At 67.0% G+C, this 14,554-nt stretch carries 13 protein-coding genes and 1 pseudogene; 6 read left to right on the forward strand and 8 right to left on the reverse strand.

Annotated elements, in window-relative coordinates:
• Window positions 1–315 precede the first annotated feature (315 nt).
• Complete coding sequence (adh, locus tag RSPPHO_RS07275) at window positions 316–1,836, forward strand: aldehyde dehydrogenase (protein ID WP_014414620.1); 1,521 nt, start codon at window positions 316–318, stop codon at window positions 1,834–1,836.
• 126 nt (window positions 1,837–1,962) lie between these two features.
• Window positions 1,963–3,114, forward strand: coding sequence for an L-threonine dehydrogenase (yiaY, locus tag RSPPHO_RS07280; RefSeq protein ID WP_041794713.1), 1,152 nt, complete (start codon window positions 1,963–1,965; stop codon window positions 3,112–3,114).
• A gap of 48 nt (window positions 3,115–3,162) precedes the next feature.
• Here yiaY and RSPPHO_RS07285 read toward each other — a convergent pair whose 3' ends face one another.
• The 3 genes from RSPPHO_RS07285 to mutM all read right to left on the reverse strand — a co-directional run bounded on the left by RSPPHO_RS07285 (window position 3,163) and on the right by mutM (window position 5,333).
• A complete protein-coding gene (locus RSPPHO_RS07285) occupies window positions 3,163–3,939 on the reverse strand; it encodes an enoyl-CoA hydratase (RefSeq protein ID WP_014414622.1) in 777 nt (258 codons plus the stop codon).
• A gap of 84 nt (window positions 3,940–4,023) precedes the next feature.
• A complete protein-coding gene (locus RSPPHO_RS07290) occupies window positions 4,024–4,392 on the reverse strand; it encodes a hypothetical protein (protein WP_041794714.1) in 369 nt (122 codons plus the stop codon).
• 95 nt (window positions 4,393–4,487) lie between these two features.
• Window positions 4,488–5,333 carry a bifunctional DNA-formamidopyrimidine glycosylase/DNA-(apurinic or apyrimidinic site) lyase gene (gene mutM / locus RSPPHO_RS07295; RefSeq protein ID WP_041794715.1) on the reverse strand — a complete coding sequence of 282 codons (846 nt, stop codon included), beginning with the start codon at window positions 5,331–5,333 and terminating at the stop codon, window positions 4,488–4,490.
• Window positions 5,334–5,479: 146 nt separating this feature from the next.
• Between mutM and ubiE the strand changes: the two genes are divergently transcribed.
• From ubiE to RSPPHO_RS07315, 4 genes are all read left to right on the forward strand, one after another.
• The gene (ubiE, locus tag RSPPHO_RS07300; RefSeq protein WP_014414625.1) at window positions 5,480–6,268 is read left to right on the forward strand and encodes a bifunctional demethylmenaquinone methyltransferase/2-methoxy-6-polyprenyl-1,4-benzoquinol methylase UbiE; all 789 of its coding nucleotides are present in this window, start codon (window positions 5,480–5,482) and stop codon (window positions 6,266–6,268) included.
• Between the two features lies 1 nt (window position 6,269).
• Window positions 6,270–7,814 (forward strand): 2-polyprenylphenol 6-hydroxylase, encoded by a 1,545-nt coding sequence (ubiB, locus tag RSPPHO_RS07305; protein WP_014414626.1) that lies wholly within the window; start codon window positions 6,270–6,272, stop codon window positions 7,812–7,814.
• Window positions 7,815–8,089: 275 nt separating this feature from the next.
• Complete coding sequence (coaBC, locus tag RSPPHO_RS07310) at window positions 8,090–9,358, forward strand: bifunctional phosphopantothenoylcysteine decarboxylase/phosphopantothenate--cysteine ligase CoaBC (protein WP_157879128.1); 1,269 nt, start codon at window positions 8,090–8,092, stop codon at window positions 9,356–9,358.
• A gap of 91 nt (window positions 9,359–9,449) precedes the next feature.
• Window positions 9,450–9,905 (forward strand): RrF2 family transcriptional regulator, encoded by a 456-nt coding sequence (locus tag RSPPHO_RS07315; protein WP_041794717.1) that lies wholly within the window; start codon window positions 9,450–9,452, stop codon window positions 9,903–9,905.
• A gap of 47 nt (window positions 9,906–9,952) precedes the next feature.
• Here the strand turns inward: RSPPHO_RS07315 and mltG are convergent, their stop codons facing one another.
• From mltG to fabD, 5 genes and pseudogenes are all read right to left on the reverse strand, one after another.
• A complete protein-coding gene (mltG, locus tag RSPPHO_RS07320) occupies window positions 9,953–10,942 on the reverse strand; it encodes an endolytic transglycosylase MltG (protein ID WP_014414629.1) in 990 nt (329 codons plus the stop codon).
• A 23-nt stretch (window positions 10,943–10,965) separates the two neighbouring features.
• Window positions 10,966–12,229, reverse strand: a pseudogene (gene fabF / locus RSPPHO_RS07325) (beta-ketoacyl-ACP synthase II).
• A 164-nt stretch (window positions 12,230–12,393) separates the two neighbouring features.
• Window positions 12,394–12,630 carry an acyl carrier protein gene (locus tag RSPPHO_RS07330; RefSeq protein WP_014414632.1) on the reverse strand — a complete coding sequence of 79 codons (237 nt, stop codon included), beginning with the start codon at window positions 12,628–12,630 and terminating at the stop codon, window positions 12,394–12,396.
• Between the two features lie 168 nt (window positions 12,631–12,798).
• Entirely contained in the window at window positions 12,799–13,536 is a 738-nt protein-coding gene (gene fabG / locus RSPPHO_RS07335; RefSeq protein ID WP_014414633.1) for a 3-oxoacyl-[acyl-carrier-protein] reductase, read from the reverse strand.
• A gap of 30 nt (window positions 13,537–13,566) precedes the next feature.
• Window positions 13,567–14,514 (reverse strand): ACP S-malonyltransferase, encoded by a 948-nt coding sequence (gene fabD / locus RSPPHO_RS07340; protein WP_014414634.1) that lies wholly within the window; start codon window positions 14,512–14,514, stop codon window positions 13,567–13,569.
• Window positions 14,515–14,554 lie beyond the last annotated feature (40 nt).

Here is a 14,554-nt window from a genome sequence, read left to right on the forward strand (position 1 = left end):
CTCAAGCCCCGAGGGGTCTGGGGAGGCGAGCCTCCCCGGCCTTTTTCACGTTATTTTTGCGGCCCTTTAAAGGCGCATTGCAATGCCGATTTACCCGGCTCGCTAGATTTCGCCACGCTCCCCCTGCCCCGGCCTGTTCCATTTTGGCACACCCGCGCCGGTCAGCGGACGAGGCGGACAGGGCGTTCTTGCGATGCACCGTGTTTGTTTTCAAGGCTCTGAGCCTTGGCACGCCCTGTGCTGTGTTCCAGGGGCGACCGCCTGGGCAAGACGCCAAAAGCCTAAAGGCCAAAAAACCAAAGGGAGGAAGACGTTATGCTGTATGCCGGACCCGGAAGCGAAACGGCCCCCGTTTCCTTCAAGCCGCGCTACGACAATTTCATCGGGGGACGCTGGTGTCCGCCGGTGGAGGGCGCCACCTTCGACACCGTGACCCCGATCACCGGCGCGGTCTATACCCAGGCCGCCCGCTCGACGGCCGCCGATATCGAGCTGGCCCTGGATGCCGCTCACGCCGCCGCCGACGCCTGGGGCCATGTCAGCGTCGCCGAACGCGCCTTGATCCTCAACCGCATCGCCGACCGCATGGAAGCCAACCTGGAAAAGCTGGCCTATGCCGAAACGGTCGATAACGGCAAGCCGATCCGCGAGACCCTGGCCGCCGACATTCCGCTGGCCATCGACCACTTCCGCTATTTCGCCGCGTGTATCCGGGCGCAAGAGGGCACCTTGGCGCAGATCGACGCCAACACGGTGGCCTATCACTTCCACGAGCCGCTGGGCGTGGTGGGGCAGATCATCCCCTGGAACTTTCCGATTCTCATGGCCGCTTGGAAGCTGGCCCCGGCCCTGGCCGCCGGCAACTGCGTGGTGCTCAAGCCGGCCGAACAGACCCCGATCAGCATCTTGGTGTTCATGGAACTGATCGCCGACCTGCTGCCGCCCGGGGTGATCAACATCGTCAATGGCTTTGGCTTGGAAGCCGGCAAGCCGCTCGCCTGCTCCAACCGCATCGCCAAGATCGCCTTCACCGGCGAAACCAACACCGGCCGCCTGATCATGGGCTACGCCAGCCAAAACCTGATCCCGGTCACGCTGGAACTGGGCGGTAAGTCGCCCAACGTGTTTTTTGCCGACGTGGCCGCCGAGGATGACAGCTACCTGGACAAGGCCATTGAGGGCTTCGTGATGTTCGCCCTCAACCAGGGCGAGGTGTGCACCTGTCCGTCACGCGCCCTGATCCAAGACACGCTCTACGACCGCTTCATGGAGCGCGCCCTGGCCCGCGTCGCCGCCATTCGCCAGGGCAGCCCGCTCGACACCGAGACCATGCTGGGCGCCCAGGCCTCCGGCGAGCAGATGGAAAAGATCCTGAGCTACATCGACATCGGCCGCAATGAAGGGGCCGAGGTCCTGGCCGGCGGTGGCCGCGCCCATCTCGGGGACACCCTGGAAGGCGGCTATTACATCCAGCCCACGGTGTTCAAGGGCGACAACCGCATGCGCATCTTCCAGGAGGAGATCTTCGGCCCCGTCGTCGCGGTGACCACCTTCAAGAACGAGGACGAGGCGCTCCACCTCGCCAACGACACCCTCTACGGCCTGGGCTCGGGCGTGTGGACCCGCGACGCCAACCGCGCCTATCGCTTCGGCCGGGGGATCAAGGCCGGGCGTGTGTGGACCAACTGTTACCACCTGTACCCCGCCCACGCGGCCTTCGGCGGCTACAAGCAATCGGGCATCGGCCGCGAGACCCATCACATGATGCTCGACCATTACCAGCAGACCAAGAACATCTTGGTGAGCTATGCGCCGGGCGCTTTGGGCTTCTTCTAGCTCGGCGAGAAGAGGGGAAGGCTGGGGGAGGCGCGGCCTCCCCAGGCCCCTCGGTTCAGGGGGAGAGTGTCTTCCCCGGTTTTTTCAAAAAAAGTGCGCACATTATGCGCCTTAGGAGGATCCGTCATGGCTGAGACCGCTTTTTTCATTCCTTCCCTCAACCTCATGGGGGCCGGCTGCCTGCAAGGGGCGATCGCCCAGGTGCGTCGCCACGGTTTCGCCCGCGCCTTGATCGTCACCGATACCGTGCTCAACAGTCTTGGCATGGCGAGCCAGGTAGCCAAGCTGCTCGCTGACCACGACATCAGGAGCTGTATCTTCGATGGCGCCCAGCCCAACCCCACGGTCGGCAATGTCGAGGCCGGACTGGCCCTGTTGCAGGCCGAGCATTGCGATTGCGTGATTTCGCTGGGCGGCGGCTCGTCGCACGACTGCGCCAAGGGCATCGCCCTGACCGCCACCAACGGCGGCTCGATCCGCGATTACGAAGGGGTGGACAAGTCCAACCGGGCCCAGTTGCCCCTCATCGCCATCAACACCACGGCCGGCACGGCCAGCGAGATGACCCGTTTTTGCATCATCACTGACGAGTTGCGTCAGGTGAAGATGGCCATCGTCGATCGCCACGTCACGCCCTTGCTGTCGGTCAACGACCCCGAGCTGATGCTGGGCAAGCCGCCGTTGCTCACCGCCGCCACCGGCATGGATGCCCTGACCCACGCCGTCGAGGCCTATGTGTCCGTCGCCGCAACGCTGATCACCGACGCCTGCGCCCTCAAGGCCGTGTCGATCATTTCCAACACCTTGCGCACCGCCGTCGCCGAAGGGAGCAATCTGGCGGCGCGCGAGGCCATGGCCTACGCCGGCTTCCTAGCCGGCATGGCGTTCAACAATGCGTCGCTGGGGTATGTCCACGCCATGGCCCACCAGCTCGGCGGGTTCTATGACCTGCCGCATGGGGTGTGCAACGCGGTGTTGCTGCCCCACGTCGAGGCCTTCAACGCCGATGTCGCCGCCTCCCGTCTCAAGGACGTGGCCCACGCCATGGGGGTGGACACGGTGGGCATGACGGATGCCGAGGGCGCCCAGGCCTGCCTCGCCGCCATCCGCCGCCTGTCGGCCGATATCGGCATCCCGGGCGGGCTGACCGAGTTGGGGGTCAAGGAAACGGACATTCCGGTTCTCGCCGCCAATGCTCTCAAGGATGCCTGTGGCTTGACCAATCCGCGTCGGGCTGATCAGGCGGAAATCGAAGCGATCTTCCGCGCGGCGGCGTAAAAAAAGCAAGGCTGGGGAGGCGCGGCCTCCCCAGACCCCTCGGTTTGTTTAGCGGTCGGTGAAGCTGGGCTGGCGCTTTTCGATGAAGGCGGTCATGCCTTCTTTCTGGTCGTCGGTGGCGAAGGTGGCGTGGAACACCCGGCGTTCGTAGTGGATGCCCTGGGCCAGGGTGGTTTCGTAGGCGGTGTTGACCGCTTCCTTGACCATCATGGCAATGGGCAGACTCTTGTCGGCGATGGTCTCGGCGATCTTCATCACCTCGTCGCGCAGGTCATCAAGCGGCACAATGCGGCTGACAAGGCCGCACTTCCAGGCCTCGTCGGCATCCATCATGCGCCCGGTCAGGCACATGTCCATGGCCTTGGACTTGCCGACAAAGCGGGTGAGGCGCTGGGTGCCGCCGGCGCCGGGCATGGTGCCCAGGTTGATCTCGGGCTGGCCGAACTTGGCGTTGTCGGCGGCGATGATCATGTCGCACATCATGGCCAACTCGCAGCCGCCGCCCAGGGCGAAACCGGCCACTGCGGCGATCACCGGCTTGCGACACTTGGTGACGCGTTCCCAGCCCAGGGTGATGAAGTCCTCGAGATAGGCATCCATGTAGGACTTGCCGGCCATCTCCTTGATGTCGGCGCCGGCCGCGAAGGCCTTCTCCGAGCCGGTCAGGACGATGACGCGAACGTCCGGGTTGGCCTCGAAGGCATCCAGCGCCGCGCCAAGATCCCGGATCAGACCCGAGGACAGCGCGTTGAGCGCCTTGGGTCGGTTGAGGGTGATCACCCCGACCTTGCCGCTGGTTTCCACGAGGATGGTGTCGTAGGCCATGGGTGCCTGCTCCGTTACGATGGGGTGACGAAGAAAGGAGGGGGAAGACGGACCGGGAAGAGATGAAAAAGCCTTGCGGGTGCGTCAGCCCCCAGGCGCCAGGGAAAAGCGCACGGTCAGGGTGGACGAGCCCCCGGTGAAGTCAAGATCGAGAATCTCGCCATCGCGCACGAAGGAGTGCGGGCCGTGCACCTGCCAGCCGAGTTGGGGCAAGGTGTCGCGATAGAAGGACAGCACCTGGGACGCGGAGACCGTGCCGGTGGCATAGGCCTCGACCAGACGGCCAGCCGGGCTGTCAAACACCATGCCGGCTCCGGGCATGGGGGTGAGCACCGGCATCAGGGGGATGTCGTCCATCCCCAGAATGAAGCGGGGGCCGTCGTCCCCGGCGAACACCGGCGTCGCCATCGCCAGGGCCAGGACAAGCCCGACCGCTGCCCAGAGCCCCGTCATGCTGTGCTGTCTCCCGCGTTTTGGCTGGGCGAAGGGCCGCCGCCCGGTCGCTGTCCGAGATGGTGTCGTGTTCATGGGGGGGGGATCCTACACCATCACGCCTGACGACGGGGACAGAAAAACGTCGAGCGTCCGGCCTGGACGGCCCGAACAATACCGCCGGTTTGCCCCACAAGGCAGGTACAGCCCGGGCAAGGCTCCCCTTCCCTTCCGTAAACCGCCACCTCCAACTGGAAGAGCCCAGAGCTGCCGTCTGCTTGCCGATAATCGCGCAACGAGCTGCCGCCCGCCGCCAGGGCCTCGCCCAAAACGCCCTGGATCGCCGCCAACAGGCGCCCGACCTCCCCGAGATCAAGATCGGCGGCCGGCCGCCACGGCGAGAGGCCGGCGCGAAACAGGGCCTCGCAGACATAAATGTTGCCAAGGCCGGCCAGCACCTTTTGGTCGAGCAATACGGTTTTCAACGGCCCCTGACGCCCGGCCAGCCTGGCGGCCAGGATCGGCGCCGTCAAGGCGGGATCGAGCGGCTCGGGCCCCAGGCCGGCCAGCAGGGGATGGGCCAAGGCGCCCTCGGGGCCGGCGAAGACCAGCAGGCCAAACCGGCGCGGATCGCAAAAGGTCAGGCGCTGGCCGGCGTCGGTGTCGATCAGCACATGGTCGTGGCGCCCCGGCGCGGGATGATTTTCCCAAGGCGCCACGGTCACGCGTCCCGACATGCCAAGATGGAGCAGCCCCTCAAGGCCGTCCTCCAGGGTGAAAATCAGGTATTTTGCCCGCCGTGTCAGGTCCTTGACCCGCCGCCCGGTCAGGCGGGACGCGAGGTCGGGGGGCAGCGGCAGGCGCAAGGAGGGGCGCCGGGCCTCGACGCGGATCAGGCGTCGACCGACGAGATGGGGAAAAAGGCCCTTGCGCAGGGTTTCGACTTCGGGCAACTCGGGCATCGCGAGGCTCGCTGTCCAGGATGAAAAGAGGGGGCCGCGGGGCCGGTCCCAAGGCGGCACCTTCCGGCCGGTCGCCTGGGGATCCACGCCCGAGGAAGGGGGAAAAACCTGTTCCTCCCATTGGTCGGATGCTCTAAGGTGCGCGCATGACACAGGATAACGAGACGACACATTTCGGTTTCCAGACCGTCAAGGCCGACGAGAAGGCCGGCATGGTGCGGGAAATCTTCAATTCCGTGGCCCCACGCTACGACCTCATGAACGACCTCATGAGCGGCGGTGTCCACCGCTTGTGGAAAGATGCGTTTGTGGACTGGCTCGACCCGCGCCCGGGTCGTCAGTACCTGGACGTGGCAGGCGGCACCGGCGACATCGCGTTTCGCATCCTGAACCGCGCCAACCGCCGCGCCGAAGGCTCCCACGTCCCCCTGTCCGGCCAGCCGACCCAGGTCACGGTCTGCGACATCAATTATGAGATGCTCCACGTCGGACGCAACCGCGCCCTTGATCGCGGCCTGACCTCGGGCCTGTCGTGGGTGGTGGGCGACGCCGAGCACCTGCCCCTGCCCGATCGCAGTGTGGACGTGTATACCATCGCCTTTGGCCTGCGCAACGTCACCCACATCGACCAAGCCATCCGCGACGCGTGGCGCGTGCTGCGCCCGGGCGGCAAGATGATGATCTTGGAGTTCAGCCGGGTCGTGCTGCCGCTGTTCGACAAGCTCTATGACACCTACTCCTTCAAGGTGCTGCCGCTCATGGGCCGCTACGTCGCCCAGGACGAGGAAGCCTACCGCTATCTGGCCGAGAGCATCCGTYGTTTCCCCCCCCAGGAAGAACTGGTGAGCCGCATGGAAGCTGCTGGCTTCCGTCAGGTTCGGTACCGCAACCTGTCGGGCGGCATCGCCGCCATGCACCTGGGCTGGCGCCTCTGACATGGCGGGACACCTGCGCAATGTGGCCCGGCTGCTGACCATTGCCCGGGTCCTGGCCCGCCACGATGCCCTGTTCCTTCTCGATTCCCTCGCCGTCTTGAAGCCCGTGGCCTTGGTGGCACGGGCGGTCAGTCGGCGGGCGGTTCCGGGGCGGCCGGGGCAGAAGCTGGCGGCAGCCTTCACCGACCTTGGCCCCACCTTTATCAAGCTGGGACAGGCCCTTTCCATTCGCGCCGACTTGTTGGGCGAGGAAATCGCCGCCGACCTGTCCGACCTCCAAGACGCCCTGCCCCCCTTCTCCTTCACCGAGGTCCGCAAGGCGGTCGAAGAGGAACTGGGCCAGCCCCTGGAGAGCTTGTTCAGTTCCTTCGACGAAACCCCGGTCGCCGCCGCCTCCATCGCCCAGGTTCACTTCGCCGTCACCGCCCCCGACGCCGAGGGCCGGACCCAGGAAGTGGCGGTCAAGGTGCTGCGTCCCGGCGTGGAGGAAGCCTTCCGCAAGGACGTGGAACTCCTGCACTGGCTGGCGCGTCTCGCCGAGGCGGCCCAGCCCTCGACCCGACGCCTGCGCCCCGTCGAGACCGCCCGCGCCTTCGAGGACGCGGTGGTCATGGAGATGGACCTGCGCTTCGAGGCGGCCGCCGCCTGCGAAGTCGCCGAAAACTTCGCCGACGACGACGATTTCCGCGTGCCGGCCATCGACTGGATGCGCACGGGTCGCCGCGTCATGACCCTGGAACGGGTAAACGGCATCCCCATCAATGATCGCGAGGCTTTGGCGGCGGCGGGCCTGCGCCCGGTCGATCTCGTGACCCGGGTGTCCAACGCCTTCTTCCGCATGGTCTTTCGCGACGGGTTTTTCCATGCCGACATGCACCCGGGCAACATCTTCGTGGACCGGGACGGCACCATCGTTGCCGTTGATTTCGGCATCATGGGCCGTGTCGATCGCCAGACCCGCCGCCACCTGGGCGAGATGCTCCTCTCCTTCCTGACCGCCAACTATCGGCGGGCGGCTGAGGTGCACTTCGAGGCCGGGTGGGTCGGGGCCGACCAATCGGTCGATGCCTTCACCCAAGCCTGCCGTTCCATCGCCCAGCCCATCTTGGGGCGGCCGCTCGCGGAAATCTCCATTGCCCGCCTGCTTGGGCAACTGTTCCACGTCACCGAAACCTTCGACATGCACACCCAGCCTCAACTCCTGATGCTGCAAAAGAGCATGCTGGTGTCGGAAGGGGTCGGCCGCACCCTGGCCCCCGACGTGAACATGTGGGAAATGGCCCGCCCGCTGATCGAATCTTGGATGGCCGATAATCTTGGCCCCCAGGCCCGCCTCAAGGACGGCCTCACCACCTTGGGCGACTCGATCGAACGTCTGCCGCGCATTTTGGCGGCCACCGAAAGCACGTTGGGCAAAATCCAGTCGGGGGGCTTGCGCCTCGACCCGGAGACAGTCAAGGCCCTGCGGGGTCGCAAACGCTCCTGGGCCGCCGCTTTGCCGTGGGTTTTGGTCCTGGTCTTGGGGCTGCTGCTTATCCTTAAATAAGTCCAGACTACTTCCCTCACCTTGTTTAATCACCCTCCCGGCCGTCGCGCGACTCGTCGCACGACGGCGCTTGCACACGGCCGGGATTGGTGATCCTATACAGATGAGGTTTCGAGTAAGAACTCGATCCGGGGGCTCCCCTCCGGGTCGGGGGACCACACGAAGCCCCAAGTCTATTTGGTCTTGGCATGGCGCGCAGGGGCCTTCGGCCCCGATCCCCGCGTCCCGGTGCGTTCCTCGCGCCCGTGGGCGCGGTTTTGGGCCAGCGCCCGCGGATGGAGTCCCGGGACGTGAACGGCAGTCGCATTCTACTGATCATCGCAGGCGGTATCGCAGCCTACAAATCGCTGGATCTGATTCGACGCCTGCGGGAACGAGGGGCCCGGGTTCGCTGTGTGCTGACCCCGGCGGCGGCCCGTTTTATCACGCCCTTGTCGGTGGCCGCCCTGTCGGGCGAGCGCGTGCACGAAGACCTGTTCGATCCCGAGGCGGAAGCGGCCATGGACCATATCCGGCTGTCGCGCGATGCCGATCTGGTGGTCGTGGCCCCGGCCACCGCCGACCTGATGGCACGCATGGCGGCGGGCTTGGCCAACGATTTGGCCTCGGCGGTGCTGCTGGCCTCGGCGGCGCCGGTGTTGATCGCCCCGGCGATGAACCCCTTGATGTGGACCCATCCGGCGACACAGGCCAACCTCGCTCTCCTGGAATCGCGCGGCATCCGGCGGGTCGGGCCGGCACGCGGCGATACGGCCTGCGGCGAGGAAGGGCTGGGCCGCATGGTTGAAATCCCGGTGTTGGTCGATGCCATTGCCACCGCGTTGGGGCGAGAGCCGCTGCCAGCCTCCGATGCCGCGCAGTGGCCGCTCAGTGGCCGTCATGCCCTGGTCACCAGCGGCCCGACCCACGAGCCCATCGACCCGGTGCGCTACATCGGCAACCGCTCCTCTGGGCGCCAGGGGCACGCCATTGCCGCCGCGCTGGCCCACTTGGGGGCGCGGGTTACCTTGGTGAGCGGCCCGGTCAGCCTACCCGACCCGCGCGGGGTCCAGGTGGTCAAGGTCGCGACGGCGCGCGAGATGCTAGCGGCCTGTCAGTCGGCCCTACCGGCCGACGTGGCCGTGTGCGCGGCGGCGGTCGCCGACTGGGGGATTGCCAATCCGGCCCCGGCCAAAATCAAGAAGGGTCCCTCGGGAGACGAGGCGCCGCCGGTTCTGAGCTTGGTGCCCAACCCCGACATCCTGGCCACCCTGGCCGCCCCCGGCCCACGCCGGCCGGCCCTGGTGGTGGGCTTCGCCGCTGAAACCGATGCCTTGCTGCCCCATGCCCGGGCCAAGCACCAGCGCAAGGGATGCGACTGGATCCTGGCCAACGACGTGGCCGGCGGCGGGGTGTTCGGCGCCGACAAGAATACCGTTCATCTTCTCACGTCCTCGGGCACCGAGGACTGGCCGACCATGGACAAGGAAGCGGTCGCCTCCCGGTTGGCGGAGCGTATCGCCCAGACCCTGGCCGACCTTTCAGCACGGAAGGCGGCCCCATGACCTTGACTCCCATGACCTTGACCACGCCGAAGGCTCCCCTCCCCACGTCCCCCGGCTCGGCCGGTTGGTCTCTGGTGAAAGGCGGACTGCGATGATCCGGCTGTCGAAGAAGATGCTCTTCGCCATTGAGGCGGTGCTCGATATCGCCTATCACGCGGGGGGCGAACCGGTGCAAAGCCGGGAAATCACCCGGCGCCAGGGCATTCCCCGGCGCTACCTGGAGCAAACGCTGCAACATCTGGTGCGCAACGGTATCCTGACCGGCGTGCGCGGCCCGCGCGGCGGCTACCGGCTAGCGCGCGAACGCCGGCGCATTACCGTGGGCGAAATCGTGCGGGTGGTGGGCGACCTGGAAGCGTCCGAGGAGTTGGCGACCGATCTGCCGGGCTCCGAGCTGGGCCTGTTCGTGGTGCGTCCGTTGTGGAACGAGCTACGCGATCAGTTGATGGATCGCCTGGACAGCCTGACTGTGGACGACTTGTGCACCCGGGCGTTCCAAGGCGGGATCACCAGCGAAGCCGAGAAAAACCTCGACTTTACCATCTAAGGAAGGGAGGGGCCTGGGGAGGCCGCGCCTCCCCAGCCTATCCTTTTTTACGGCTCCGCCTGAATCCGACGCCACGCCCGCACATTCTGGTTATGGGCGTCGAGGGTCTCGGCAAAGCGGTGCCCCCCCGTGCCATCGGCCACAAAATAAAGATCCTGAGTCCGCGCCGGGTTGAGCGTCGCCTGAAGCGCGGCCCGGCCCGGGTTGCAAATCGGTGACGGCGGCAGGCCCGGGATCACGTAGGTGTTCCACGGATGAGCCACCGCCAGATCGGCGCGGGTCAGGGCGCGGTCGAGCACCCCCAGGCCCTCGGAAACGCCGTAGATCACCGTGGGATCGGACTGAAGGGGCATACCCTTGCGCAGGCGGTTGACGAACACGCCGGCCACCCGGGCCCGTTCATCGGGCTCGCCGGTTTCGCGCTCGACCACCGAGGCCAGCACGACCGCTTCGGCCGGGGTGGCCAGCGGAAGATCGTCGGCCCGGGTCGTCCACAAGCTGCTCAGGAGGGCCTGCTGCGATTCGCGCATGCGGGCCAGCAGCTTTTCCCGGCTGTCGCCGCGATGGAAATGGTAGGTCTCGGGCAACAGACTGCCCTCGGGCGGCGGCAGCGGGAGGGGGCCGCTCAGTTCCGGGGTCTCAGCCAGCAAAGCCAGCACGGCCCGCACGGTCAGGCCCTCGGGCACGGTCAAGCGGTAGACTTTGACCCGGCCACTGACCAGGGCGTCCATGATGGCGCGCCCTGTGGCACCAGCGGGAAACTCGTATTCCCCGGCCTTGAGATCACGGGCCCGCCCGGCGAGCCGCACTCCGGCCTCAAACAAGAGGGGCTCGCCCACCACCCCGGCCTCGCCCAGGGTGGCGGCGATGCCCGCGACGCCCCCCCCGGCCGGGATCATCACCGTTCGGGGCTGGGCCAGGGGACCCGGCGCGTCAAACGCGGCCAAGATCCCCTCGCGGGCGAGATAGGCCCCGCCCCCGATCAGGACGGCAAGGACCCCAACAACAAGGACCAGGGTCCTCAGCCACCGCAGCATGATCGGACGTCCGGGGTCAAAGGTCAGGGGGCGCCGGTGAACACCAAGGAGGCGTTGGTGCCGCCGAAGCCAAACGAGTTGGACACGGCGTAACGGATGGGACGCTCCTTGGCGGTCAGCGGCGCCAAGTCGATGTCACAGCCGTCCGAGGGGTCGCGCAGATTGAGGGTGGGCGGCACCAGACCGTTGCGCAGGGCCAAAAATGGAGAAGATGGCCTCGACGCTGCCCGCCGCCCCCAGCAAGTGACCAATCGCCGACTTGGTCGAGGACATGGTCAGCTTGTAGGCGTGATCGCCGAACAGACGCTTGACGGCGCCCAGCTCGATCTCGTCGCCCAGGGGGGTGGAGGTGCCGTGGGCGTTGATATAGTCCACAGCCTCTATCGGCAACTTGGCGTTGCGCAGGGCATTGCGCATGGCACGGTAGCCGCCGTTACCATCCTCGGCCGGCGCGGTAATGTGGTAGGCATCCCCCGACAGGCCATAGCCGATGACCTCGGCGTAAATCTTGGCGCCGCGCTTTTTAGCGTGCTCCAGTTCTTCCAGCACAAGGACGCCCGAGCCCTCGCCCATGACAAAGCCATCGCGGCCCTTGTCCCAGGGGCGCGAACCTTCCTGGGGGGTGTCGTTGTAGTGGGTGGACAGGGCGCGCGCGGCGGCGAAGCCGGCCATGCCAATCCGGCAGACCGCCGCTTCGGCGCCGCCGGCCACCATCACGTCGGCATCGCCAAACATGATCAGGCGCGCGGCATCACCGATGGCGTGGGCGCCGGTGGAGCAGGCGGTGACGACGGCGTGGTTGGGGCCCTTGAAGCCGTAGCGGATCGACACATGGCCGGAGACCAAGTTGATCAGGCTGGCCGGGATAAAGAACGGGCTGACCTTGCGCGGGCCCTGCTCGTGCAGCAGCACGGCGGTATCGGCGATGGACGGCAGACCGCCGATGCCTGAGCCGATCATCACGCCGGTGCGTTCCAGCTCTTCTTCGTCGGTGGGGGTCCAGCCGGAATCGGTCACGGCCTCGACGGCGGCGGCCAGACCATAGACGATGAAGAGGTCCATGCGCCGGCGATCTTTGGCGCTGGCGATGGTATCGGGATCGAACCCGTGGGCGCCCTCGGAGGCCGGGGGCACGAGGCCGGCAATGCGGGCCGGCAGGTCGGAAACATCAAAACGATCGATGGCCCGAATGCCGGAAACGCCCTGGGTGAGGCGTTCCCAAACGGTGGACACGCCGCATCCCAGGGGCGTGACCAGACCGAGGCCGGTGACGACAACTCGTCTCATGGCTTTTCCCTCAAATCCAAGGGGTCCGGCGGCCCGGGCTGCCTGGCAAAAAGCACGAGACCGCCCGCCGCCCGCGCCCGACGGCTAGCCGGCCCCCGCCATAGCACCGGGGCCCCGCACCCGCCGTCGCAGGCAGCGCGCGTGCCGTCCAGACGACGCGCTGATCAGCCGCTGTGGCTCTCGATGAACTCGATGGCGTCCTTGACGGTCAGGATCTTCTCGGCGGCGTCGTCGGGGATCTCGCAGCCGAATTCTTCTTCGAAAGCCATGACCAGCTCGACGGTGTCGAGGCTGTCCGCCCCCAGATCATCGATGAAGCTGGCGGTCTCGGTGACCTTGGCCTCGTCAACGCCCAGGTGCTCGACAACGATCTTCTTCACGCGCTCGGCGACGTCGCTCATCTTGTTTGGTTCCTCGGAAAGTCAACACTTTGGTGACGGGTTGGGGGACGGCAGGGACTTCCAGGACGCCCCCGGCCCCGGGGAGGGCTCGGGAGAGCCATGGGCGCCTTGCTAACACACTTGTTTCGGGTTGACCAGCGGCCCGTCCGGGCCCGGCCTCCCGGAACCTCAGATCATGGCCATGCCGCCGTTGACGTGCAGGGTCTGACCGGTCACATACTGGGCTTCCGCACTGGCGAGGTAAACCACGGCAGCGGCGATATCGTCCGGCGAGCCCATGGCGCCGGCCGGGATCGCGCCCAAGATCGCCTCTTTCTGGCCGTCGTTGAGCTTGTCGGTCATGGCGGTGGCGATGAAGCCCGGGGCCACGCAATTGACCGTGATACCGCGCTGGGCCACTTCGGCGGCGAGCGACTTGCTCATGCCGATCAAGCCGGCCTTGGAGGCGGCATAATTGCATTGGCCGGGATTACCGGTCACGCCCACCACCGAGGTGATGCCGATGATCCGGCCCCAACGGCGCTTCATCATGCGCTTGACGGCGGCGCGGGCCAGCCGAAACGAAGCGGTGAGGTTGACGGCGATCACCTGATCCCAGTCCTCGTCGCGCAGGCGCACGGCCAGCATGTCGCGGGTGAGACCGGCGTTGTTGACCAGAATGTCGAGCCCGCCCAGGGCCGCCTCGGCCTCGGGCACCAGGGCCTCGACCGCCGCCGGATCCGACAGGTTGCACGCCACCACCCGGGCCGCCTCGCCCAGGGGCGCGGCCACCGCGTCGAGCGCGTCGCGCCGGGTGCCCGAGAGGGCTACCGTGGCCCCTTGCGCTACCAGGGCCTGGGCAATGGCGGCACCAATGCCGCCCGAGGCGCCGGTCACCAGGGCCTTCTTGCCGCTCAGGTCGAACATACCACTCTCCCTTTTTGTGCTCTCGCTGGCTTACACCGCCTTGGCAAACGCTTCAACATCGGCCGGGCCCTGAATCGACAGAGCGCTCAGATCGGGATGAATCCGCTTGGCCAAGCCGGCGAGCACCTTGCCCGAGCCCACCTCGACCAACTCGCTTACCCCGTGTTCGGCCATGTACAGCACGCCCTCGCGCCAACGCACCGCGCCGGTCACCTGCTCAACCAGCAAGCGACGGATCACGTCGGGATCGCTCTCGGCCCGCGCTGTCACGTTGGCCACCACCGGCACCTCGGGGGCGCGCAGCGTCACCTGGGCCAGGGCCTCGGCCATCGCCGTGGCGGCCGGCGCCATCAAGGCACAATGGAAGGGGGCGGACACCGGCAGCGCCATCGCGCGCTTGGCGCCCTTTTCCTTGGCCAGGACAATGGCGCGCTCCACCGCCGCCCGGTGGCCGCTGACCACCACCTGCCCCGGCGCGTTGTCGTTGGCCGCCTCGCACACGCTGCCCGGTTCGGCGGCCGCCGCCGCCGCGGCCACAGCCTGGGCGTCCTCCAGCGACAGGCCCAACAAGGCGGCCATGGCGCCTTCGCCCACCGGCACCGCCTTTTGCATCGCGAGCCCACGGGTGCGCAGCAACCGCGCGGTGTCGGCCAACGCTAGCGAACCGACCGCCGTCAGGGCCGAGTACTCGCCCAGCGAATGCCCCGCCACGAATTTCGCCTTTTCCGCCAGCCGGATCCCGCCGCTGGCCAGCACCCGCGCCACCGCCACCGACACGGCCATCAAGGCCGGCTGGGCGTTTTCGGTCAGGGTCAGGGTCTCGGCCGGGCCTTCAAACATCAGGCGTGACAGCGGCTCGCCGAGCGCATCGTCCACTTCCTGGAACACTTCCCGGGCGATGGGGAACGCCTCGGCAAGCTCCTTGCCCATGCCCACCGCCTGGGACCCCTGGCCGGGAAATACGAACGCGCGCGTCATGGTCCGCTCCAGTCCTTTTGACCCTGTCCGGGGCCGGTCC

Origin of the sequence: Pararhodospirillum photometricum DSM 122, assembly GCF_000284415.1 — a bacterium.
GTDB lineage: Bacteria > Pseudomonadota > Alphaproteobacteria > Rhodospirillales > Rhodospirillaceae > Pararhodospirillum > Pararhodospirillum photometricum.